Source organism: Paracoccus sp. M683 (assembly GCF_007096355.1).
Classification (GTDB): Bacteria; Pseudomonadota; Alphaproteobacteria; order Rhodobacterales; family Rhodobacteraceae; genus Paracoccus.
In genome coordinates this window covers 18,615-42,101 of the sequence record NZ_VKDF01000016.1, presented here as the reverse complement: position 1 = coordinate 42,101, position 23,487 = coordinate 18,615, and the positions used below count along the sequence as shown (strand labels likewise).

Here is a 23,487-nt window from a genome sequence, read left to right as displayed (position 1 = left end):
CTTGAAACGATGTGTCAGTTTGCTGTGGCGTTACGACCGAAAAGGCAGCGCTCGATCTGCCGTGCGGCCTCGGCCAGTGCGGTTGCGATGGCGCCGAGGCTTTCGTCGGTCTGCTGTCCGGCAACGGTGATGCTGCTCATGCCCAATCGGGGCACCCCGTCCGCGTCACGTGAAAGCGATGCCACGATGTCGAGGCCGCGAAACAGCTGGCTGCGGTCCCGAGCGGTTCCCGTCTCGCGCGCCATCAGAACGTCGGCCCAATAGCTTTCGAAGCTGGGCGCATCCTGCCAGCGCACGGTGTCGAAGCCCTTGCGCGTCCGCGCCTCGGACAACCCCATCGTCGCGGCATAGCAGCGGCCGATCGCGCCAGAAAACACCGGCAGACGGCTGTTCTGCGCCAGAACGACATGCAGGATATTGGGCGCAGTGAACCGGTCGGTCAGCACGATGCGCTCGGTCTGGGTGATCTGCCAAAGCGCGATCATGGTCTGATGGTCCCGAGCGATGGCCGTTAGCGCAGGCCGGATCACGTCTGCCGGATTCGCGCCCAGCAGCGGAACGGCGAATTCCAGAAGTCCCATACCCATACGATAGGTCTTGGCCTCGGGGTCAAAGCTCAGCAGCCCCTCATGGGCCAGGGTTCTGAGGATGTTGAAAGCCGAGGAAACATTCAGCCCGGTCTCGCGCGCGATCTGGGTCGCACCCATCGGTCGGCCCTGCGCCGAAAGCAGGCGCATGATGCTCATCGCGTTCTGCACCGCGGGCACAAGTTTCAGTCCGGCGTCGTCGATCATTTAATTCCCCATACAGAATAGCATTTACTATACAGAATAATCCTGCTAGAGCAAGGCCGGACTTACATTTGCCCGTGGGAGGAGCGAACGATGCAGGCAGGCGTGGATAGCGATGTTTTCGAACAGCTGGTGGAGACGGTGCAAAGATTCGCTCGTCAGCGGTTGATCCCGGCAGAGCGGCGCGTCGAAGAGGAAGACGCAATCCCCGAAGACATCGTTGCCGAGATGAAGGAAATGGGGCTTTTCGGGCTTTCGACGCCCGAGGAATTCGGCGGAATCGGGGTCAATGTGGCGCAGGAGGCGCAGCTGATCGAGGCGCTGTGCTATGCCTCGCTGACATTCCGCTCGCTTATCGGGACCAATGTGGGCATCGGTTCGCAGGGGATCGTTATCGACGGCACGCAGGCGCAGAAACAACAGTGGCTGCCGGGCGTGGCCAGCGGCGACATTATCGCCTCTTTCGCGCTGACCGAACCTGACAATGGCTCGGACGCCGGTGGTATCCGCACCTCGGCGCGGCGTGACGGCAGCGATTTCGTCATCAACGGAACCAAGCGCTATATCACGAATGCCGTGCGCGCCGGGGTGTTCACGGTCTTTGCCCGCACCGATCCCGAAAAGGACGGCGCCGACGGCGTGTCGGCCTTTATCGTGCCGGCGGACACGCCGGGGATCACCGTTGCCAAGCCCGACCGCAAGCTGGGTCAGCGCGGCACCAAGACCTCGGACGTGATCTTCGACAATGTCCGGGTGCCGGAAACCGCCATTCTTGGTGGCCCGGACCGGCTGAATCAGGGCTTCAAGACCGCGATGAAGGTGCTTGATCGTGGCCGCATCCATGTCGGCGCAATGGCCGTGGGGCAGGGCCAGCGAATGCTGGACATCGCAACCGATTACGCGCTTGAGCGCAAGCAGTTCGGCAAGCCCATCGGCGAGCATCAGCTGGTGCAGGGCATGCTGGCGGATTGCCAGGCAGAGCTTCACGCGGCACGCGCCCTTGTCCGTGCAACGGCTGACACGTTCGACCGCCAGGGCAGCGCGATCATCGAGGCATCCTGCACAAAGTATTTCTGCACAGAAGCGGCGGGCCGCATTGCCGATCGCGCCCTGCAAATCCATGGCGGCGCGGGATATATGGCCGAATACGATATCGAGCGGCTTTACCGCGATATCAGGCTGCTGCGCATCTACGAGGGGACCAGCCAGATCCAGCAGTTGGTGATCGCGCGACGCACCCTTGCCCAGCGGGCCGCCTGACCAATGACGGCGCACGGACCCCGCGACCTGGCCGACATGCCGCCACAGTCTAGGTTTTCGGTCCTTCTGGGGATCGAGATCGTGACCTGCACGCCCGCAGAGGTCGTTTGCACGATGACGGTGACCGAGGACATGGCGAACCGCAACGGGGTGCTGCATGGCGGCGCATTGATGACGCTGTCAGACACGGCCGCAGGCACCGCCTCGTTCATCAGCAGCCCGGCCGAGATTTCCAACACCACGGTCGAGGCAAAGACCAATTTCATTCGCCCGGTGAAACTGGGTGACATCGTTACCGCGCGCTGCGAGCCGCTTCATGTCGGCCGGGCGACCTCGGTGTTGCAGGTCACCATGACCCGCGGCGACGGGAAGATCGTCGGCGTGACAACCCAGACGCACCTGTTTCTGGGCTGGAAGGACTGAAGGCGTGCGAAAAGAGGGAACCGAAATGAGCGAAATCGAGACAGGAAAGATCGGGCCTCAGGCCGCCTACGAAGCCTATCTGGCGGCGGGCCGCTTCATGATCCAGCGCGCGGAAAGCACCGGCGAATATGTTTTCTGGCCTCGCGTGGTCGCGCCATCCGGGGCGACGGACCTGACCTGGGTTGAGGCGACGGGCAACGGAACGGTTTACGCGATCACCGTAAATCGCGCTCGCGGAGGGTCCTGGAACGTGGCCCTGGTGGATCTGGACGAAGGTGTACGGATGATGTCCACGCTTCCGCGCGTGGAAACTGCTGCGATCGGATCGCGGGTAAAGGCGCGGATCGAGGTCACCGCAGACGGCCCGCGCGTGGTTTTCGATCTGGTTGAGGAGGACGCAGCATGAGCGACCGGACCCTTCGCGGCAAATCCGCCATTGTCGGCATGGCGACGGCCGGCATGGGTGAGGCACCCGGCTTTTCGGCGATGGAACTGCTTGGTCAGGCTGCTGTCGCAGCGGTGGCAGATGCCGGACTGACGATGCAGGATATTGATGGCGTTTTCGCCGCGACCAGCAGCCACGCCTTTCCAACGATGAGCGTGGTGGAATACCTTGGGCTGAGACCGAAGTTTTTCGACGGCACCAATGTCGGCGGCTCCAGCTTCGAGATGCATCTGCTTCAGGCGACGCTGGCGCTGGAGGCCGGGCTTTGCGACGCGGCACTGGTCTGCTACGGCTCGAACCAGCGGACTGCCGGCGGTCGCCTTGTGTCCATGAGCGAGCCGCAATGGCACGAAACCCCCTACAATCCGCGCCATCCGATCACAGCCTATGCGCTGGCGACCAGCCGCCACATGGCGGAATACGGCACCACGCGCGAACAGCTTGCCGACGTGGCACTTGCGGCGCGGGGCTGGGCAAACCTGAACCCCGACGCGTTCGCCCGCGGACCGCTGACGAAGGATGAGGTGCTGTCGGCGCGGATGATCTCGGACCCGCTGACCAAGGCCGACTGCTGCCTGGTGACCGATGGCGCCGCCGCCTGCGTGCTGGTCCGGGCCGAGCGCGCAAAGGATCTGCCGGGCGTGCCGGTCTATTTCCTTGGGGCAGGTGGTGCGAATTACCACCGCTCGATCGTGGCAATGCCGGACCTGACGACAACGGCGGCGGCTGAAAGCGGGCCAAGGGCGATGCAAATGGCCGGGGTCAGCCAGTCTGATATTGATCTGGCCATGGTTTACGATGCCTTTACCATCAACACGATCCTTTTCCTTGAGGATCTGGGCTTCTGTCCAAAGGGTGAGGGCGGGCGCTTTGTCGAGAACGGGCGCATCGCACCGGGCGGCGAACTTGCGGTGAATACCAATGGCGGCGGGCTGTCCTGCGTTCATCCCGGTATGTACGGCCTTTTCCTGATCGCCGAGGCGGTCGCGCAACTTCGCGGCCAGGCAGGACAACGCCAGATCAAGGACTGCAACATCGCACTTTGTCACGGCAATGGCGGCACGCTGTCCAGTCAGTGCACCGCGATTCTGGGGAACGAGGGCGTGCTGTGAAACTGCTGCAACATATCGACGGGCTGATCGCCCCGCGTTCGGTCGCAGTGATCGGCGCATCCGACGACGCCACGCGGATCGGCGGGCGCCCCATCGCCGCAATGCTTCGCGCCGGCTATGAGGGGCGGATCCTTCCGGTCAACCCCAAGCGCGAAACCGTCATGGGCCTTCCCTGTTTCGCCAGCATCGACGACCTGCCGGAAACGCCTGATGCCGCCCTGATCGCGGTGCCGGCAAAGCTGGTCCCCGAGACGATAGAGGCGCTTGGACGCAAGGGCTGCAAGGCGGTGACGCTGTTCTCGGCCGGCTTTGCCGAGGTTGGCGAGGAAGGCCAGGCCGCTCAGCGCGAGCTGGTGGCGCTGGCGCGCAGTCATGGGATGCGCATTCTGGGGCCGAACACGCTGGGCGTCTATAACGTCGACATCGGATATTATGGCACCTTCTCGTCGTCGCTTGACACAGGGCTGCCGCGGCCGGGCAATATCGGGATCGCCAGCCAGTCCGGCGCCTTTGGTGCCCATCTTGGCGCGCTGGCGCGGGATCGGGGACTGGGCTGCTCGGTGCTGATCACCACCGGCAACGAGGCCGACATCACCGTCGCCGATGCGATCCGCTGGATGGCCGAAAGCGAAGGCACCGACGTGATCTGCACCTATATGGAGGCGATAAACGACGCCCCCGCACTGCTTGCGGCGCTTGACGCGGCGCGGGCCGCCGGCAAGCCGGTTCTGGCGCTCAAGTCAGGCCGCTCGGCCGTCGGCGCCCGTGCGGCCGCATCGCATACCGCCTCTCTTACAGGCGATGCGGTGGTGGCGGACGCAGTGCTTTCGGATCACGGGGCGATCATCCTGCGCGATCCCGAGACGATGATGGACATCGCTTACGCGGCCTCGAAAAAGGTCTTTCCTGCCCGGCACTCGCTGGGGGTCGTAACGGTCAGCGGAGGCGCAGGCATTGTCGCCAGCGACGAGGCCGAGCGCGTCGGACTGCCGATGCCTGCGATGCCCGAGAAAGCGCAGGCCGCGCTGAAAGCTGCCTTGCCCTATGCTTCCCCGGTCAACCCGCTGGACTGCACGGCGCAGGCACTGAATGATCCATCGCTGCTTGAACTGTTCACGCGCAGCGGGCTTGCGGATGGCGACTATGGCGCGATGCTGTGCTTCCTGACCTATGTGGCGGGAAGTCCGGCCATGGCGGACGTGATCCTAGAGGCGATGGCCCCCCTGCGCGCGGCCTTTCCCGACCGTATCATTGCCTTTTGCGCCCTGGGCGAGCGCGACGTGCTGCAACGCTATGACGATGCGGGCATTCTGGTGTTCAGTGATCCCTGCCGTGCGGTTAGGGCGCTGGATGCGATCCTGCGCTTCGGCGCGGGAAGGCAAAATGGCAAGGCCGCAATTCCCCCTGTTCCAAAGCCGGTGGTGCTGCCCGACGGAACGCCAGACGAGGCACAGGCCAAGACGCTTCTTGCCGAGGCCGGCATTACGGCGGCGCCAGAGCGGGCGGTGCAGAGCGCCGGGGATGCCGTCGCCGCGGCTGAGGCCTTCGGTTATCCGGTGGTCATGAAGATCCTGTCTCCGGACGTCCTGCACAAGTCCGATATTGGCGCCGTCAAGCTGAACATCGGCACTGCCGATGCTGTGCATGCCGCCTATGCCGATATCCTGTCGGCGGCCGCGACACATGTGCCGGATGCCAGGGTGACAGGGGTGCTTGTCGCCAAACAGCTGTCAGGCGGGATCGAATGCCTGATGGGGATCAATCGCGATCCGACCTTTGGGCCGGTCGCTGTGTTCGGACTGGGCGGCGTTTTCGTCGAGATCCTGAACGACGTCGCGCTGCGGGCATGTCCCTTCGGGCCCGAGACCGCGCGCGAGATGATCCTGTCGATCCGCAGCGCGGCGATCCTTCAGGGCGCACGCGGTCAGGCTTCGGCCGATATCGACGCGCTGGCCCAGATGCTGTCGCGCCTCTCGGTCTTTGCGGCCGGTGCTGGCGAGCGGCTGGTGTCGATCGACCTTAACCCGGTGCTGGCAATGCCCCAGGGCCAGGGTGCCTATGCGCTGGACGCGGTTATCGAACTGGACGGGCAGGAGGCTGCGCCCCATGGCGATTGACTATGACCACCTGATGAACTTCGACATCCCGGAAGTGCGGCAAAGCTATGGCCCTGCCGAGGTCGCGCGATATGGGCTGAGCGTCGGCATCGGACAGAACCCCGTGGACATGAAGCAGCTGGCCTATGTCGGTGCGCTGGCCGACGATCGGCGTGCCATGCCGGCCATGGCGAACATCCTTGGCCATCCCGGCTTCTGGCTGGGAAACCCGGAAACCGGTGTCGATGCACTGAAACTGGTTCATGGCGAGCAGGGCATGACGATCCATCACACGCTGCCGGCCGAAGGCACGGTGATCGCCAAGACCCGCGTGACGGGACTGGTCGACAAGGGCGAGGGTCGCGGCGCGCTGCTTTATTCCGAAAAGCAGATACGGGAGGCCGCGACAGGTCTGTTGCTGGCGACCTGTCGCGGCACCACCTTCCTGCGCGGCGACGGTGGCTTTGGCGGACCGGACGGGCCAGTGAAGGCGCCGCATCAGCTGCCCGAGACGAAGCCGGATCACCTGTTCGACACGCCGACCCGGCCCGAGCAGGCGCTTTATTACCGTTGGAACGCCGACCCAAACCCGCTGCATCTTGATCCGCGCATTGCTGTCGCTGCCGGGTTCGAGCGGCCGATCCTGCACGGGTTATGCAGCTTTGGCTGTGCGGCCCATGCGCTGCTGGCCGTGCTGTGCGACTATGACGCGGATCGCTTCGGCTCGATGGACGGGCGGTTTACCGCCTTTGTCTATCCGGGCGAGACCCTGCGGACAGAGATCTGGGCCGACGGGTCATTCCGCACGCGGATCGTGGAACGCGACAAGATCGCGATCGGCAACGGAATTTTCAAACCGAGGACGGCGATATGAGCATTGCAACAGATCAGCGCGAAGACGGCCTTCTGACAATCACGCTGAACGATCCGCAGCGGCGTAATCCCATTGGCCATACCGCACGCAAGGCTCTTGGCGCAGCTTTGTCCGATGCGGCGACCGACGATGGCGTGCGCGCCGTTGTGCTGACTGGTGCCGGGGGGCATTTCAGCGCCGGCGGCGACATCCGGGACCAGGGGGCGCGCAGCCTGGCGGCGCATCGCGAACGTTTCTCGGTGATCAGCGATATGGTCTCGCGCATGGCACGTTTCCCCAAACCGCTGGTTGCGGCGGTCGAGGGCTGGGCGGCGGGTGGCGGCCTTGCGCTTGCGCTGGCCTGCCCCACTGTCGTCGCCTCGCGCGAGGCGCGATTCATCGCGAGCTTTACCAAGATCGCCCTGATGCCTGACATGGGCCTGCTAAGCACCCTTCCGGCGCGGATCGGTCCGGCCCGCGCCAGGCGGTTCATCCTGACCAACCGTGTGGTTGACGCCCCCGAGGCGGAAAGGCTGGGCATGGTTGACGAACTGGCGGATGCAAATGATGCGCTGCGCGTCGCCTCGGCGCTTGCAATGGACGAAGCGCAAGGCCCGGCCATGCCCCGGCAGTTCGTTCTGGACTGGTTCGCACGCGATCTTTCTGCGGCGCTTGAATACGAGCAGGCGTTGCAGCCAATGCTGCTGAACAGCGCGGATGCAGCCGAGGGGCGGGCGGCCTTTGCCGAGAAAAGACCGCCGCAGTTCCGGGGCCGCTAGACATTCCGGGTTCGCCACCTCCTGCGGCCATGAACCCATGGCACGACGCTTCCCTGCCAGCGACGCTGCGCAGGGTCGCCCTGGCCATCGTCATTGCGGCCGCGCTGCTGCTGGTCTTTGTTCCGTCGCGCATGCTGACACTGATGGCTGTCGCAGCGCTGATCCTGTTCCTGTTTCTGGCCTGGCGGCAATTTCGCGTCGGCACATGGGTGCCACTTCTGCTGTCGGCCGGGGTGCTGGCACTTGCGGTCGCGCGCGGTGTGCCGGCCGAGGTGTTCTGGCAAGCCGCGAACAGGATGATTTTCCTGTCGGCGCTGATCGCTATTCTGGGCACGCTGCGGTCCGCCGCCGCGATTGCGCCGGAAGTCTTGCAGGCGGGGGCATATGTGACCAACCAGCCCGCGTCGCGCCGGTATCTTGCCATGACCTTCGGCGGGCATCTGTTCGGCGTTCTGATCAATTTCGGCGGGCTGGCGCTGCTGCTGGATCTGACCAAGCGCTCGATGACCAGCAGTTCGGCGGCGCATCTGCCGCATGCGGCCCGAGAGGCACGGCTGCGCCGCATGACCCTGGCGGTGATCCGGGGATTTTCGATGATCTCGCTGTGGTCTCCGTTCGGATTTGCAACCAACGCGATCCTGATCACTCTGCCCGGCATATCCTATACCGACTTCGGGCCGATCGGATTTGCGATGTCCATTGTCTTTGTTGCCATCGGCTGGGCCTTCGACCGTCTGGATGGACGCCGGTTCCGGCGCCTGGGTCTGCCCCGCCCAAGCCCGCCGCCCGGCAGCTGGCGTGGCGCCCTTGCCCTTGTGGCCCACATACTTGCCTTGGGCGGTGCAGTTTTTATCGGGTATGAATTGACGCCGCTAAGCTTCCAGCAGGTTCTGATCTTTGCCGTGCCGGCCTATGCGCTGCTATGGGCGGCCTCGGCCGGGCGCCGCGCGATGGGACGGGCCTCGGCCGGGATCGCGGTCGCAAGCCGCGCGACCTGGGCCCGTCTTGCAGATCTTGGGGCAGAGGTTGGTATCTTTGCCGCAGCCGGCCTTCTGCCCGTGATCCTGCTGGCCATTTTGCCGACCGCAGAGCTTCGCGCGGCCATCGTCGCGCTGGGGTTTGGCCCCGTCTCGTTGGCGCTGAGCATTAGCCTGCTGACCGTGATCATGGCGTTTTGCGGGGTGAATCCAATCGTCTCTGCCTCGGTTTTCGGCTCGATTGCCGCACAGCTTGCGATGCCGGGGCTGAGCAACGCCGCGATCGCGCTGGCGATCACCGGGGGCTGGACGGCGGTGATCGGCCTGTCGCCCTTTATCACGACCCTGGTGATTGCCTCGACGATCATTGGGCGCAGCAGCTTCACGATCGGGCTTGGCTGGAACGGTCCCTATTGCCTTGCGATCCTGCTGGTGTGGCTGCTGTTGCTGGCTGGCCTTATCACAACCGGCGCGATCTAGTGCCAGGCACAGACCTGGCTGGTATGGCTGACTTCCTTGCCATATCAGAAGCGCATGCCCTGACCCTTAAAGCGTGGTGCCGGGCCATTGGCCAGACGCGACCATCGCGTGAACCTCGGTGGTCAGGAAATCGGCGAAATTGCTGATCAAGCGCGATCCGGGGCGGTTCAATGGCGTCATCAGAACCAGCGTCCGGTCGATCGTGCGCTGGACGATTGGCCGCGCGATCAGCCGCCCGTCGCTGATATGGTTGGTCACGCTGACCAGAGGCAGGATCGTGCTGCCCAGCCCGCGTTCGACAAAGGCAAGCATGGTCGGCAGAATATCAATCTCAAGCACGACATTGAGGTCAATCCGTTCGTCTTGCGAGATCGTCTCGATCCGACCGCGCAGGCCGTGCTCGGGGTTGGGCAGGATCAGCGGTTTCGCAAGCGCGTCGCGGATCGGGATGGGAACGCCGTCCCGCGCACCCTCGGCCTTGGCGGATTGAATCAGGAAAAGTCGTTCGATAATAATGGGTTGCGCCTTGATGGACGGCGATCTTTGTCCTTCATAGGCGACGCCCAGATCGACCTTGCCACGCAAGAGCCAGTCCTGAACATGGCCGCTGAAGCCCGAATTGATGCGCAGCTTCACATCTGGAAGCGTCTGCATCGTGCGCTCGATCAGGTGGGTCGCAAGAATGTCAGACACGGTCGGCGGCAGGCCAAGCGTTACCGAACCCGACAGCGGGGCACGATTGCCCGAAATATCACCCGCCATATCCTCGACATCTTCGAGAATGGTCTTTGCCCGCCGAGCAAGGCGTATCCCCTCTTCGGTGGGCATCACACCCCGACCGTGGCGGCGCAGCAAGCTTGCGTCCAACTCGTCCTCCAGCGCCTTTACCACGCGGCTAAGCGCAGGCTGCGCGATATTCAGGCGCTCGGCAGCGGCGGTGATGCTGTTCATCTCCACCACCTGAATAAAATATCGCAACTGACGCAGATCCATCCATGCCTCAACAGTATCTCTGATATTATCATAATGCATTTGATATATGACTTCCAGTTCGCCAAGCTTTTGCTTGGAAGGAAGAGATCAGCCCCGCGTGGACTGCCAATGGCAGGCTGGGGCTTCGGGTCAGAAGAGGACTGACCTGATCGAGTCTTTTCGATGCACAGGGAGGATTGCATGAAAACCGGATACAAATTCGGGGCCGCCATTTGTGGCCTCATGGCACTTGGCACGGTCGCTGCGTCGGCGCAGGAACTGCCGGGGACGATGGTATGGACGTCCTACGACGTCGGCTCGGCCGGCTATGCCGAAGCTTCGGCAATCGCCGACGCCTTTGGCAAACAATTCGGCACCCGCGTGCGGATTCAGCCCTCGGGCAGCGGCATCGGCCGCCTGCAACCGTTGTTGCAGGGGCGTGCCGACTATGCCTTTCTGGCGACAGAAGCCTTCTTCGTGTCCGAAGGCGCCTTTGATTTCGCCACCCGCGACTGGGGACCGCGCGACCTGCGCGCGGTGGCCGGCCGTCCTGCCGGCATCACGCTGATCGCAGCCGGGGATGCCGGGATCGACACTGTCGCGGACGCCCGCGGCAAGCGTATCGCCTTTGTCGCGGGAAATCCGTCGGTGAACGTGAAATGCGAAGCAATCCTGGCCTTTGGCGGCCTGACCCTTGATGATGTCGAAGTGGTCACCTTTCCGACCTATGCGGCGGCAATGTCGTCGATGACCCGGAATGAATCGGACGCCACCTGCACCACGCCGACGACCAGCCAGCTTTACGAACTGGCGGAAAGCCCGCGCGGCATTCACTATGCGCCATTGGAGGCTGACAATGCAGCAGGCTGGGAAGGCCTTCTGAAGGTGCTGCCGATCATGGGGCCGTCGGACGAGGACGTGGCGGCCGGGCTGCCTGAAGGCGAGATCGCGAAGATGGCGGCCTATCGCTATCCGGTGATCACCACCACCAGCGAAAAATCGGCTGATGACGTCTATGCCTTCATCAAGGCGCTGGACGAAAGCTATGATCTTTACAAGGACGGCACTGCGACCATGCAGCGCTGGACCCTTGAGATGTCCGGCAAGCCGGCGATGGATGTGCCGTTCCATGAAGGCGCGGTCCGCTATCTCAAGGAAAAGGGCATCTGGACCGACGAAGACGATGCCTGGAACACCAAACGGATCGAGCGCCTGGATGCGATGCTGGCCGCATGGGACGAGTTCAAGGCGCAGAACGAAGCGCTTTCTGATGCCGAGTTTGCCGATGCCTGGATGGCCCGGCGGGCCGAAATCGTCGCACAGTTGAACTGAACCGAAGTTCGCCAAACCTCCCCGGCGCGGATAGCGCCGGGGGGGGCTTGGTGTCTTGATCAGGAAGAAACCATGAATTCCGACAAGTCCACAGATCCCGCCGTTTCGGCGGTGCAGGCCGCAATCCCCCTTGATGCGACATCCGACGAGCCGGTGATGCGTGCGGTCGTCATGGTGCTGGGCGCCCTGGGCGTTCTCATGGCGATAAACCAGCAGTTTCTGTTGAACCTTTTCGGGTTCCAGCCGCTTGGCAGCGCCTATCTCTACTATCTCATCGGCATCTTTCTGGCGGTGGCTTTCCTGATCTTGCCGGCAAGCACCAGCCACCCGCACAGGCTTAGGTGGCTGAATCCCATCCTTGCCGTCGCGGCGCTGGTCAGTGCCGGTTGGCTTGGCTATCACGGCCTCGACATCATTCAGCAGGGCTGGGAATTCGATGCGCCGCTGATGGCCGATATCATGGCCACCATATTGATCGTGCTGGTGCTGGAAGGCGTGCGGCGCGCAGGCGGCCCAATTCTGCTGGTGACGGCGCTGCTGTTCGGCGCTTACCCGCTTTATGCCGATTACATGCCGGGCTTCTTGTGGGGCACCGAATACTCGCTGGCCGGCACCGTGCGCGCGCATGTGCTGGGCGTCGAGTCGATCATCGGCATTCCCATGCAGGTCGTTGCGGAACTGGTGATCGGCTTTGTGATCTTCGGCTCTGTCCTTGTGGCGACCAAGGGCAGCGACTTCTTCATGGAGCTTGCCTCGGCGCTGCTGGGCCACAGCCGGGGCGGCCCGGCAAAGGTCGCCGTCATGGGCTCGGGGATTCTCGGCTCGCTTTCGGGCAGCGTGATCTCGAATATCCTGACATCGGGTCCGTTCTCGATTCCGACGATGCGCAGGGTCGGCTATCCCGCGCATTACGCCGCCGCAGTCGAGGCCTGCGCCTCGACCGGCGCGACGCTGATGCCGCCTGTCATGGGAACGGTGGCCTTTGTCATGGCCTCGTTCCTTGGGGTGCAATATTCCACCATCGTGGTCGCCGCAGTCATTCCGGCGCTGTTGTTCTATGTCGCACTGCTGTTTCAGGTCGATATGTATGCCGCGCGCCGTGGCCTGAACGGGCTGCCGCGCAGCGAGATGCCGGCAATCTGGCCGGTGCTGAAATCGGGCTGGCCTTACCTTCTAAGCCTTGCAGTGCTGATCTTCGTGCTGATGGGCCTGCGGATGGAAGCGCGCTCGCCCTATTATGCCTCGTTGGTGATGCTGCTGGCGACGGCGTTCAACAAGGACACCCGCCTGACGCTGGGCCGGGCCAAGGCCCTGCTGCTGGACGTCTCGGGCAATATTGCCACCCTTGTGGCGGTGCTTGCCGGGATCGGCCTTGTCGTCGGTGGCCTGTCTTACACCGGTGTTGCCGGCGCCTTCTCTCGCGAGTTGCTGCTTTATGCGGGCGGAAACACCGCGCTGATGCTGATCGCCGGGGCTGTGACCAGCTTTGTGCTTGGCATGGGGATGACGGTCACGGCCTGCTACATCTTTCTGTCGATCCTGCTGGCACCGGCATTGGTCCAGGCCGGGCTGAACCCGATCGCCAGCCATCTGTTCATCCTCTACTGGGGCATGCTGTCCTATATTACCCCGCCCGTTGCCCTGGCCGCGATCACTGCGGCAAATGTCGCCGGATCAAAGCCGATGCAGACCGGGTTTCACGCCATGCGCCTTGGCATGCCCCTGTTCGTGCTGCCTTTCATCTTCGTCTACGACCCGGCGCTGATCATGGAGGGCACCTGGTTGCAGATATTCGAGCGGGTTGCGCTGACACTGGTGGCCATCTGGGCGATCACGTCGGCCTTTGAAGCCTGGCTCTACAAGGTCGGAAAGATCGGTATCGTCAGCCGGATTGCGGTTGCCCTGGGCGGCGTGCTGATCCTGCTTCCAGAACTGACCACCAGCCTTGTCGGAGCCGGGATTCTGATCGCGGTGTTTGTTGTGAACCTTGGGCTTGTCCGGCGCAAAAACGCCGCCAAGGCCTGATCCAGACGTCAGGAGGAATTCCGATGGACAAGCGTGTTGCCGATCTGGAAAGCGCTGTCGCCCCGATCCGGGATGGCGCATCGGTGATGATCGGGGGGTTCGGATCCTCGGGCATTCCCTTCGGCCTGATTGATGCGCTGCTTGCGCAGGGTGCGACGGGGCTGACGGTGATCTCGAACAATGCCGGTGCCGAAGAAACCGGCATCGCCAAGCTGCTGAAAGCGGGGCGCGTGGCGAAAGTCATCTGTTCCTATCCGCGTTCTCCCGGCTCGATCTGGTTCGAAAAGCGCTACGAGGCAGGCGAGGTCGAACTGGAGGTCGTCCCGCAGGGCACGCTGGCCGAACGTATTCGCGCCGCCGGTGCGGGGCTTGGCGGGTTCCTGACGCCAACGGGCTATGGCACGCTGCTGGCCGAGGGAAAAGAAACCCGCATGATCGACGGGCGCGGCTATGTGTTCGAGGCCCCGCTGCACGCGGATTTCGCGCTGCTTCGCGCTGACCGGGCGGACAAGTGGGGCAATCTCTGCTTTCACGCCACCGCGCGGAACTTCAACCCGGTGATGGCCATGGCCTCTCGACATGCGGTGGCGGAGGTGCGGCACATGTCCGACACGCCGCTTGATCCTGAAAACGTTGTGACGCCGGGCATCTTTGTCCAAAGCGTCGTGGAATACGGGGTGCGGCCATGACCGTCATGAACCTGAACCCGCTGACCGATGCCAGCCTTGCCGCCCGCGTGGCCCAAGACATCCCGGACGGAAGCTATGTGAACCTGGGGATTGGCAAGCCAACCCATGTCTCGGCCTATGTTCCCGAGGGCCGCGAGGTGATCTACCATTCTGAAAACGGCATTCTCGGTGTTGGCCCGAACCCGCCCGCGGGTCACGAGGATTTCGAGCTGATCGACGCCAGCAAGCGCTATGTCACCGCAGCGCCCGGCGCCGCCTATTTCGAGCATTCCGACAGCTTCGCCATGATGCGCGGAGGGCATATCAATATCGCGGTTCTTGGCGCCTATCAGGTGGCCGAGAACGGCGACCTGGCGAACTGGGCGACGCTGGACGAGAAATTCCCCCCTGCCGTCGGCGGTGCCATGGATCTGGTGGCGGGGGTGCCGCTGATCTTCGTGATGATGCGCCACGTCAACAGGGACGGCACGCCGAAGCTTCTGAAACGCTGCACCTATCCCTTGACCGGGCTGGGCGTCGTCAACCGCGTCTACACCGACCTTGCGGTTCTGGATGTGACACCTGACGGCTTTCGGCTGGTCGAACTGGCGCCGGGCAACCGCCTTGAGGACGTGCAGGCGATGACCGAAGCAAGAATCCTGACCTGAAGGAAAAGACGATGCCTCAGCGCAAAGACAACCTGACCTCGCAGATCGGCTGGAGCACGCCAGACAAGATCAGCGTTCGCGGCCTTGACCTGCCAAGCGAGATCCTGGGCAAGATGAACCTGGGTGACCTGGCCTTCCTGCTGACCGCGCATCGCAAGCCGACGCCCGAGGAATCCAGGGTATTCAATGCGATCGTCATCACCCTGGTTGAACACGGGATCACGCCCTCGGCCATGGTCGCGCGACTGACCTATCTGGGCGCGCCCGAGTCTTTGCAGGCGGCGGTGGCGGCGGGGCTGAACGGTCTGGGCACGGTCTTTGTCGGGTCCATGGAGGGCGCGTCGCGCCTGCTTTACGAGGCGCTGCCGGCCGAGCGGTTGGGCACCGGCGCCGACCTTGAAGCGATCGCAAAGGATCTGGTCGCAGACTATGCTGCGCGCAAGCAGATACTGCCGGGGCTGGGTCATCCGCTGCACAAGCCGGTGGATCCGCGCACGCCGCGCCTTTTCCAGATCGCCGCAGAGAATGGGTTGTCGGGCGAATATGTCGCGTTGATGCAATGCCTGCAACGCGAGGCCGAGGCGGTCCGGGGCAAGCCGCTGCCGATCAATGCGACGGGTGCCATCGGGGCGATCTGCTGCGAGTTCGGTTTTCCCTGGCAGATCGTTCGCGGTTTCGGGGTCATGGCGCGGTCGATCGGGCTGGTCGGCCATATTCTTGAAGAACGCAGCGATCCGATCGCCTTCGAGCTGTGGCAACGGACCGAGGAAGAGATCCTGCGCAACAACGGCCCGCAATCCCGCTGAATCCGTTACGCGGCCCACGTGCCGCAAGATCGGATGCCGTGCAAACAAGAGCGTCCCATGAACCGATTTCCAGAAGAGCCGCCGAGTTTCCCACTGTTCGTTTCTGCCGCGCGCCCGGATGCATTTGCGGCCGCCTGCATGTCAGGATCGGACATCGTGGTCATCGACCTTGAGGATTCGGTTGCGCCTGACAGCAAGGTGGCGGTGCGGCGTATCCCGCAAGGTGCGCTGCCGAAGGATCCTATGGTCAGGCTGTTCCTGCGTGTAAACGGTGTCGGCACCGTCTGGCACCGCGATGACCTGGCCTTTGCCCGCAAGATCGGTACCGACGGGATCATCCTGCCCAAGTGCGAAAGCGCCGAGCAGATTGCCGCAGTCCGGGCTGCGCTGAACCACGGCCAGAAGGTCATCGCCCAGATCGAGACGCTGCCCGGCCTGTCGCGGGTCGACGAGATCGCGGCAAAGGCAGACCGGCTGGCCCTCGGGTCGATCGACCTGTGCGAAGAGATGGGCTGCGCGCATACACGGATTGCGCTGTTGCCGCTGCGCAGCCGTATCGTGCAGGCGGCACGGCTGGCGGGTCGTCCGGCGCCGCTGGACGGGGTGACGATCAGCGTCACCGATGGCGCGGCGATCACCGACGATGCAAGACATGCCCGAGAGCTGGGGTTCGGCGGCAAATGCCTGATCCACCAGCGGCAACTGGCGCCGGCGCAAAAGGGGTTTTGTGCCACACCACAAGATCTGGACTGGGCGCGCCACGCACTTGCGGCGGACGAATGCCCAACGTCGGATGCCGAGGGCGAAATGCTGCGCTCGCCGGTTGCCATGCGGGCGCGGCGGCTTCTTTTGCGCGGACAGGCAGCCGTGGGGCAGGCTGCCGACGCTTTGCCCAGGATCGGCGGACGGCGCGCCCCGGTGCCTGCCGCCCGGACCCGTCAGGAAAGTTAGGATCGCATGACCGACCGATTCCATTCCGCAACGCATGATCGGATCACCGCCCTGCGTGCCAGCCTGAAACTGCCGCTGATCGGCGCGCCGATGTTCCTTGCCTCTGGGGTTGATCTGGTGGTGGCTCAGTGCAAGGCCGGTATCATCGGAACCTTTCCCGCGCTGAACGCGCGCCCCGCCGATCAGCTTGATGTCTGGCTGACCGAGATCAGGCGCCGGCTTGACGCGCATCAGCAAGACACCGGCGAGATCCCGGCGCCGTTCGGCGTGAACCTGATCGTCAACGACTATAACACCCGCCTTGAGCAGGACCTTGCCACATTGGTGCGCCACAAGGTGCCGTTGGTCATCACATCGCTGTCGGCACCCGACAAGGTGGTCGAGGCCGTGCACGGCTATGGCGGCTTGGTGTTTCACGACGTGATCAAGGCGCGGCATGCCCGTCGCGCCGTGGCGGCCGGCGTCGACGGGTTGATCCTTGTCTGCGCGGGCGCCGGGGGGCATGCCGGCACGCTTAGCCCCTTCGCGCTGGTCGACGAGGTGCGCGCCTTCCATGACGGGCCGCTGGCGCTGTCGGGTGCCATCGCGAACGGTCGCGCCATTCTGGCGGCCGAGGTGCTGGGCTGCGATTTCGCCTATTGCGGAACGGTCTTTATTCCCACCAACGAGGCGATCGCGCCCGAAGACCACAAGCGGATGATCGTGGCGGCGCAATCCCAGCATATCCTCTACACACCGCTGTTTTCCGGCACGCATGCCAATTATCTTGTTCCAAGCATCGAGCAGGCCGGCGTGTGTCTTGACGAGGCTCGTCTGGCCCAACCGCGCCGCATGGGTGCCAAGACCGATCCCGACCGGCCCCGCGCCTGGTCACAGGTCTGGAGCGCGGGGCAAGCGGTTGGGCAATCCACAGCGTTGCAGCCAACCGAAACGATCGTGGCGCGGCTTTCGGACGAATACCACGCCGCCAGATCGGCGCTGGAAGGCCAAGGGAGATACAGACAATGAAAACGACCATCGAAAGCGATGTCCCCGACAGCCGCGGCACGAACGCCTATCACGCAGACCCTGCCTTCGCGGCGCTGATGTCCATCTACACGCCTGCCGGCTTGCATCAGGTCCTGGGGCCGCAACTGGCGCGGATGGGTGCCCTGGTGGGGGACCGGCTGGAACAGCTTGCACTTGCCGCCGACAAGAATCCGCCCGCGCTTGTGCTGCGGGACCGGACCGGACTGCCGATCCAGCGCATCGAAAAACACCCGGCATATCAGCAACTCGAACGCTATGCCTTCGGCGAGTTCGGCCTGGCTGCCATGTCACATCGGGGCGGGGTCTTCGGACAGCCCGACAAGCTTCCTCCCATCGCGAAATATGCGCTGGTCTATCTTTTCGTTCAGGCCGAGTTCGGGCTGTGCTGTCCGCTGAGCATGACGGACTCGCTGACCCGCACACTTTGCAAATTCGGTTCGAACGAGCTGGTCTCGCGCTATCTCGACCGTCTCACAAGTCAGGACATGGACAGCCTTTTTCAGGGGGCGATGTTCATGACCGAGCAAGCCGCCGGATCGGATGTGGGCGCGGTCCAGACCGTCGCGCGGCGACAGGATGGCAGTTGGCGGCTGTATGGCGACAAGTGGTTCTGCTCGAACCCCGACGCGGCGCTGGCGATGGTTCTTGCGCGGCCCGAGGGCAGCGGCGATGGCACCAGGGGGCTGTCGCTTTACCTGCTGCCGCGGCATTTGCCTGATGGCAGCCTGAACAGCTATCGGATCATCCGGCTCAAGGAAAAGATGGGCACGCGCTCGATGGCGTCGGGTGAGATCGTTCTTGAGGGGGCAGAGGCCTATCTCGTCGGCGAAACGGGGCAGGGGTTCAAGCAGATGACCGACATGATCAACATGTCGCGACTTGCAAACGGTGTGCGCAGCGCCGGGCTGATGCGGCGCTCGGTTTCCGAGGCGCTGCACATCTCGCGCCACCGCAGGGCATTCGGCAAGCGGCTGATCGACATGCCGCTGATGCGGCGGCAATTGGCGAAAATGCTGCTGGCGGCAGAGCAGGGGCGCAGTGTGGCCTTTCACACCGCGCGAGTGCTGGACGCAGCCGATCGCGGCGATGCCGAGATGGCGGCGGTCTTGCGCATTCTTACGCCGCTGTTGAAGTTCCGCGCCTGCCGCGATGCCCGAAAGGTGGCAGGCGACGCGATGGAGGTGCGCGGCGGTTGCGGCTATATCGAGGAATGGTCCGATGCCCGCGTCTTGCGCGATGCGCATCTGGGGTCGATCTGGGAAGGAACCAGCAACATCGTGGCGCTCGACGTGATGCGGGCCGCGCGGCGCGAGGGGGCAGGCGATGCGCTGCACGCCTATCTGGGCAAATGCCTTCAGGAGGACATCGAGGCACCGCTGGCTGACCGATTGAGGGACGTGCTGGACCGCGTCATGTCGCTGCTGCGTGCGGCCTCGGGCCAGGACGGCTTGGCCGAGGCTTCGGAAACGCGCCGCGCGGCGAGCGCCGTCTATAACATCGCCTCGGCGACCTTCCTCGCCTGGGAGGCCGCGCGCCTTTCGCGCAGCCATGCCTTCGTTGCGGCGGACCGACGGCGGCTTGCAGAACTGGTGCTGACAGAAAAACTTGCAATCCGCGACCCGCTGGCACCGGCAGAGGGCGAGCCAGAATGGCTTGCCGACCTGCTGGCGCGCGCTGGTGCGGATGTCGAGACCTCTCGGATGGCCGCAGAATGAAAGACACCATAACCCTTACACATAAACTGGCGGCATTTGCCGCCACCTCGGATGTCCAGGACGCGCGGATGCAGCGATTCGTCCAGCTTTCGCTTTTCGACTGGGCGACGGTCGGCATCGCGGGCACGCACGAACCCGTGGCCCGCGCTGCCCGGATGATGGCGCTGGAAACTGCCCCGTCCTCAAAGGGCGCCACGCTTTTCGGGGGCGGCCGGGCAAGCGCCGCCGCGGCTGCGCTGGTCAATGGCGCGACCAGCCATGCGCTTGACTATGATGACACGCATTTCGGCCATATCGGCCATCCCAGCGTCGCCGTGATTCCCGCGGCACTGGCCGCTGCTGAAACCGCGAAGGCCGATGCGGCGACATTTCTTGACGCCGTCGCAGTCGGCCTGGAGACCGCCTGCCGGGTCGGCGCATGGCTGGGTCGGTCGCATTACGAGGCGGGCTTCCACCAGACCGGCACGTCGGGCGCCTTTGGCGCCACTGCGGCGGCGGCGCGGGTTCTTGGGCTGGATGCCGCGACCATGTCCGAGGCGCTTTGCCTGGCCGCGACGCGCGCAGCGGGCTTGAAAAGTCAGTTCGGCACCATGGGCAAGCCACTGAACGCCGGCTTCGCCGCCGAGGTCGGTGTCACCTGCGCGCTGTTGGCGCAGGCTGGTGCAACCTCGTCACCCGATGCGATCGAGGGCGTGCAGGGCTTTGGTGTAACCCATGCGGGCAGCGCCGAACGCGCGGCGCTTGACCAGATCGGGACCGATTGGCAGTTCCCCCGCGTCTCGTACAAGTTCCATGCCTGCTGCCACGGGCTGCATGCGATGCTTGAGGCATTGCGCGACCTTCGCTCGGCCGGGGTTGTGCCGGGCGATGTCGAAGCGGTGACGATCCGCACGCATCCGCGTTGGCTGGCGGTTTGCAACCAGCCCGCCCCTGCGACAGGGCTTCAGGCCAAGTTCAGCTATCGCCTGACCGCTGCGATGATGCTGGGCGGCGTCGACACCGCTTCGCTTGAGGTCTATAGCGACGAGACCTGCGCCCGCGACGACCTGCAAGCGCTGCGCGATCGCGTCACGGTCCAGCCGGATGACAGCCTGACGGACAGTCAGGCGTCGGTGTCAGTGGTCGTTCGCGGTCAGACCCTGGAGGCGCATCACGACATACTTGCCGATGCCGACCCCAACAGCCTTGAACACCGGCTTCGTGCAAAGGCGACAACGCTGATCGGCGCCGCAGCAGCAGAAGATCTGTGGAACACCGTGTCCGGGCTTGGCGCCTCTCGCTCGACGCTGGATCGGCTTGCGGAACGTGTCGGGGCGCCCGCGCAGTCAGCCGGTCCCAGGGTCGATCCGTCCCTGGCTGCGTCGATCATGCCAACGGCCTGAGGCTTCTCGGTGATCTTGTGCAGCTTTTCACGGATCACCGGGCGGGGTGAATGGCTGGCGGCTGATCCCGCGCCGACAGCAGGAAAAGGGCCACCGAAGCCACCGTCACGCCGATCAGAAGCAACGCCAGAACCCGCGATGATGGTGTGCGCGCTGGCCCCCGGCTGTGTCGAGACCCAGAAGAATGTCGACTGCTGGAACGGCTTTCCTGATCCGGCCGCTATCCAGCCTGGGCGCAAACCGCTTTATCTGCTGGTCAGGTGCCGGTTCACCTGGACCTCGGGACGGGTTTTGCGTCGATCCTTCAGGTCTTGATCAGCACCTCGACATAAAGGTCGGTGGAAATGGCCCGATCCCCGGCATCAACATGGGAAACTCAAGCGCCGGTGACGATATCTGATGCTGTAGAAAGACATGCTGGCTGGCAGCGGCGCCCGAAAATCAACGTGACCGTCAGGCGAACTGGCTTCGTTATCGGCTGCGCGATTGGCGATGGTGAGCAGCTTCAAAAGAACCTCGGGCAGATTGGCGGCGGGAATACTGCCGCCTGAACTGTCGATCTTCTCGGCCAGATCGGCACCGGCCGCACCTTGAAAGCGAATGACGACCGCCGAGTCAGCCTTTGCAGGAACGTCATAATTGACACCGCGCTTTGCGGGCTGGGTGAAGAAGGGACTGTCACCCTCGTCGAAAGGCAGATCGAGACGCGGCGTTCAAAAGTAATCAATGCCGTCGATAACCGTGTAACCCATTCTATGCTTCGTCCTGCTATCGGCCGTCGAAATAATCGGCATAGGCGGCTATCCAGCCCTCCGATACGCCGCTGCCCCTGATCAATTCATCGCAGATGAAGGGCAGGGATTGCGGCCTGCGAAAGGCGGCCAATCCTTCGGTTTCGGCGCCTTCTGGCGCGGGGCTGGCATCGAATCCGCAAAAGACCAGGCTTTGCGAGGGTTTCAGCCCGGCCGCAATCAAAGCCGAAATACGCTTCTGCGCGCAGTCCCAATCGGCGGCGCATTCCAGATTGACCTGAAAAAGCGTTTCCACATCCCAGGCATATCGCGCCTCGACCGATGACAGCGCCGCGCGCTGCGCAATCCGGTCATCGTAGAATTTTCCCAATGCGGCAGGGTCGTCGGTTGTCGCCAGGACCTGCCCGGCCGTGCTTTCCGGGCATGGCGCCGGATCGGGGCTGTCAACACGGCCGGTCAAATAGCCTTGTGCCGACTGAATATAGACAAGCGCCTCGTCAAAGCCGGAGTCGGCATGCATGCCCTGACACAGCGGCGCCATTTCAGTGGCTTCACCGCGTTTGTCGGCAATGAACCAGACGCCCAGTCCCGCAAGCAAGGTCAGGCCCAGGACCGGCATTGTTCTCAGTTTAGCCAAAATTTTTCCACCCGTCGCTCTGATCCCGGTGCCAACCCGTTCGATCTCGCCTTTGGCCTTGAGGACAATTCGAGATTGGCGGCAGCTTAGCACAAGCGCCTTTGCGGCCCCAAGCACGAGGCGTTGACCCGCCGCTATCTGGATGCCGTCGCAAGCAGGACAGTGGGACCTGGTCATCAGGCCGTCGGCAATCAGGTCATATCTTTGGTGAAATCAAGCAGAAAGCCCAGGTGCCGCAATGGTGCTGACGGGGATTGGCTGCACAGGCAGATGGTTTATATAGACAACAAGATAGTTGACATTGTGAATTAAAGTCAGGATTGTCGCCTGAACCTCGGATGCATCAGGGAGGATGATATGAGTTTTGGACCTGTGGGCCGCCTGCAAGCGGCTATTGTGACTGCAATCAGCGTGGTTGCGTCTTCGGCCGTGGCGGAGGGCTATCCCGACCGCCCGCTAGAGCTGTTGATCCCGTTTTCGGCTGGTGGGGCAAATGATCAGGTTGCCCGCCAGGTCGCCGGACGGCTGGAAGCGATCCTTGGCCAGCCGGTTGCCCCGATCAACCGGACCGGGGCGGGTGGCTATGTGGCGGCGCAGGAAGTCGTCACGGGCCCCGCAGATGGGTACAAGCTGGCGCATGAATCCCTTGGCACGTTCATCCTGACCTCGCTTTTCGAGAAGCAGGCAATAGATCCGGTCGCCGACGTCCGTTATGTGGCGCAGATGGCGCAATTGACCTCGGCCATCGCCGTATCGTCCGACAGCCCTTATCAGACGCTTGATGATTTGCTGGCAGCAATGCGTGAAGCGCCGGGCGAGATGACCTGGGGGCATACCGGACGGGGTGGCTTTCATCACGTCAACGGTGTCGGTCTGTTCCAGGCCGCAGGGGTCGAGGCCATCGACATCCCCTTCCAGGGCAGCTCGGCTTCGGTTGCCGATCTGATGGGGGGCCATATTGATGCCGCCGTTCTGTCCAGCTCGAACTATATCGGCTTCGAGAACGAGCTGCGCTTTCTGGCCTTCATGAGCGAGGGCCGCGATGCCGTCCTGCCCGATGTCCCGACGGTCGGCGAGTTGGGAATCGAGATGGCCTTTGTCGAAACCCCGTCCGTGGTGGTGGTCAATAAGGACACGCCCGATGACGTCGTCGATCAGCTTGAGGCCGCGATCGAAACGGTCGTTGCGCAGGAGGATTACCAGCAGGCGCTGCTGAAGATGGGTGTGACGCCGCAATTCGCGACCGGCGACGCGATCGTCGAACGGATCACCACCAATCTGCCGCGCTGGCAGCAGGTCATAGATTCGACGCGGGACGTGGAAGCCAATTGACC

General features: G+C 63.5%; 22 protein-coding genes. 19 read left to right on the top strand and 3 right to left on the bottom strand.

What is annotated here, in order from left to right; genetic code table 11:
- Positions 1-14: 14 nt before the first annotated feature.
- Positions 15-794 carry an IclR family transcriptional regulator gene (locus FNJ84_RS19105; protein WP_143794830.1) on the bottom strand — a complete coding sequence of 260 codons (780 nt, stop codon included), beginning with the start codon at positions 792-794 and terminating at the stop codon, positions 15-17.
- A 90-nt stretch (positions 795-884) separates the two neighbouring features.
- Between FNJ84_RS19105 and FNJ84_RS19100 the strand changes: the two genes are divergently transcribed.
- The 8 genes from FNJ84_RS19100 to FNJ84_RS19065 are packed head-to-tail and all read left to right on the top strand — an operon-like array spanning position 885 to position 9,216.
- Positions 885-2,051 (top strand): acyl-CoA dehydrogenase family protein, encoded by a 1,167-nt coding sequence (locus FNJ84_RS19100; RefSeq protein WP_143794829.1) that lies wholly within the window; start codon positions 885-887, stop codon positions 2,049-2,051.
- Between the two features lie 3 nt (positions 2,052-2,054).
- Positions 2,055-2,474 (top strand): PaaI family thioesterase, encoded by a 420-nt coding sequence (locus FNJ84_RS19095; protein WP_143794828.1) that lies wholly within the window; start codon positions 2,055-2,057, stop codon positions 2,472-2,474.
- Positions 2,475-2,499: 25 nt separating this feature from the next.
- Complete coding sequence (locus FNJ84_RS19090) at positions 2,500-2,880, top strand: Zn-ribbon domain-containing OB-fold protein (RefSeq protein ID WP_143794827.1); 381 nt, start codon at positions 2,500-2,502, stop codon at positions 2,878-2,880.
- Positions 2,877-4,031, top strand: coding sequence for a thiolase (locus FNJ84_RS19085; RefSeq protein ID WP_143794826.1), 1,155 nt, complete (start codon positions 2,877-2,879; stop codon positions 4,029-4,031). The genes FNJ84_RS19090 and FNJ84_RS19085 overlap by 4 nt, the downstream gene beginning before the upstream one ends.
- Positions 4,028-6,148 (top strand): acetate--CoA ligase family protein, encoded by a 2,121-nt coding sequence (locus tag FNJ84_RS19080; protein ID WP_143794825.1) that lies wholly within the window; start codon positions 4,028-4,030, stop codon positions 6,146-6,148. Before FNJ84_RS19085 ends, FNJ84_RS19080 begins: the two co-directional genes overlap by 4 nt.
- Entirely contained in the window at positions 6,138-7,001 is an 864-nt protein-coding gene (locus FNJ84_RS19075) for a MaoC/PaaZ C-terminal domain-containing protein (RefSeq protein ID WP_143794824.1), read from the top strand. The genes FNJ84_RS19080 and FNJ84_RS19075 overlap by 11 nt, the downstream gene beginning before the upstream one ends.
- Positions 6,998-7,759 carry an enoyl-CoA hydratase/isomerase family protein gene (locus FNJ84_RS19070; protein WP_143794823.1) on the top strand — a complete coding sequence of 254 codons (762 nt, stop codon included), beginning with the start codon at positions 6,998-7,000 and terminating at the stop codon, positions 7,757-7,759. Before FNJ84_RS19075 ends, FNJ84_RS19070 begins: the two co-directional genes overlap by 4 nt.
- 29 nt (positions 7,760-7,788) lie before the next feature.
- Positions 7,789-9,216: a hypothetical protein gene (locus tag FNJ84_RS19065; RefSeq protein ID WP_143794822.1), complete on the top strand. Its 1,428-nt coding sequence runs from the start codon at positions 7,789-7,791 to the stop codon at positions 9,214-9,216.
- 66 nt (positions 9,217-9,282) lie between these two features.
- On the opposite strand, the gene FNJ84_RS19060 is transcribed toward FNJ84_RS19065, so the two are convergent.
- Positions 9,283-10,209: a LysR family transcriptional regulator gene (locus FNJ84_RS19060; RefSeq protein ID WP_255471300.1), complete on the bottom strand. Its 927-nt coding sequence runs from the start codon at positions 10,207-10,209 to the stop codon at positions 9,283-9,285.
- A 180-nt stretch (positions 10,210-10,389) separates the two neighbouring features.
- Between FNJ84_RS19060 and FNJ84_RS19055 the strand changes: the two genes are divergently transcribed.
- The 10 genes from FNJ84_RS19055 (at position 10,390) to FNJ84_RS19010 (ending at position 21,315) form a co-directional block, all read left to right on the top strand.
- A complete protein-coding gene (locus tag FNJ84_RS19055; protein ID WP_143794820.1) occupies positions 10,390-11,520 on the top strand; it encodes a TAXI family TRAP transporter solute-binding subunit in 1,131 nt (376 codons plus the stop codon).
- Positions 11,521-11,592: 72 nt separating this feature from the next.
- Entirely contained in the window at positions 11,593-13,545 is a 1,953-nt protein-coding gene (locus FNJ84_RS19050; RefSeq protein ID WP_143794819.1) for a TRAP transporter fused permease subunit, read from the top strand.
- A gap of 23 nt (positions 13,546-13,568) precedes the next feature.
- Positions 13,569-14,234 carry a 3-oxoacid CoA-transferase subunit A gene (locus FNJ84_RS19045; RefSeq protein ID WP_143794818.1) on the top strand — a complete coding sequence of 222 codons (666 nt, stop codon included), beginning with the start codon at positions 13,569-13,571 and terminating at the stop codon, positions 14,232-14,234.
- Positions 14,235-14,239: 5 nt separating this feature from the next.
- Positions 14,240-14,881: a 3-oxoacid CoA-transferase subunit B gene (locus FNJ84_RS19040; RefSeq protein WP_185968603.1), complete on the top strand. Its 642-nt coding sequence runs from the start codon at positions 14,240-14,242 to the stop codon at positions 14,879-14,881.
- An 11-nt stretch (positions 14,882-14,892) separates the two neighbouring features.
- On the top strand, positions 14,893-15,687 hold the full coding sequence (locus tag FNJ84_RS19035; RefSeq protein ID WP_143794817.1) for a citryl-CoA lyase: 795 nt from the start codon (positions 14,893-14,895) through the stop codon (positions 15,685-15,687).
- 33 nt (positions 15,688-15,720) lie between these two features.
- On the top strand, positions 15,721-16,638 hold the full coding sequence (locus FNJ84_RS19030) for a CoA ester lyase (RefSeq protein ID WP_370454612.1): 918 nt from the start codon (positions 15,721-15,723) through the stop codon (positions 16,636-16,638).
- Positions 16,639-16,644: 6 nt separating this feature from the next.
- Positions 16,645-17,646 carry a nitronate monooxygenase family protein gene (locus tag FNJ84_RS19025; protein WP_143794815.1) on the top strand — a complete coding sequence of 334 codons (1,002 nt, stop codon included), beginning with the start codon at positions 16,645-16,647 and terminating at the stop codon, positions 17,644-17,646.
- Positions 17,643-19,382, top strand: a complete 1,740-nt coding sequence (locus FNJ84_RS19020) for an acyl-CoA dehydrogenase family protein (RefSeq protein ID WP_143794814.1) — start codon at positions 17,643-17,645, stop codon at positions 19,380-19,382. The genes FNJ84_RS19025 and FNJ84_RS19020 overlap by 4 nt, the downstream gene beginning before the upstream one ends.
- Complete coding sequence (locus FNJ84_RS19015; protein WP_143794813.1) at positions 19,379-20,764, top strand: MmgE/PrpD family protein; 1,386 nt, start codon at positions 19,379-19,381, stop codon at positions 20,762-20,764. The genes FNJ84_RS19020 and FNJ84_RS19015 overlap by 4 nt, the downstream gene beginning before the upstream one ends.
- 344 nt (positions 20,765-21,108) lie before the next feature.
- Positions 21,109-21,315, top strand: coding sequence for a hypothetical protein (locus FNJ84_RS19010; protein WP_143794812.1), 207 nt, complete (start codon positions 21,109-21,111; stop codon positions 21,313-21,315).
- 217 nt (positions 21,316-21,532) lie between these two features.
- Here the strand turns inward: FNJ84_RS19010 and FNJ84_RS19005 are convergent, their stop codons facing one another.
- Complete coding sequence (locus FNJ84_RS19005; RefSeq protein ID WP_143794811.1) at positions 21,533-22,135, bottom strand: hypothetical protein; 603 nt, start codon at positions 22,133-22,135, stop codon at positions 21,533-21,535.
- A gap of 375 nt (positions 22,136-22,510) precedes the next feature.
- Between FNJ84_RS19005 and FNJ84_RS19000 the strand changes: the two genes are divergently transcribed.
- On the top strand, positions 22,511-23,485 hold the full coding sequence (locus tag FNJ84_RS19000; RefSeq protein WP_143794810.1) for a tripartite tricarboxylate transporter substrate binding protein: 975 nt from the start codon (positions 22,511-22,513) through the stop codon (positions 23,483-23,485).
- Positions 23,486-23,487: the final 2 nt, after the last annotated feature.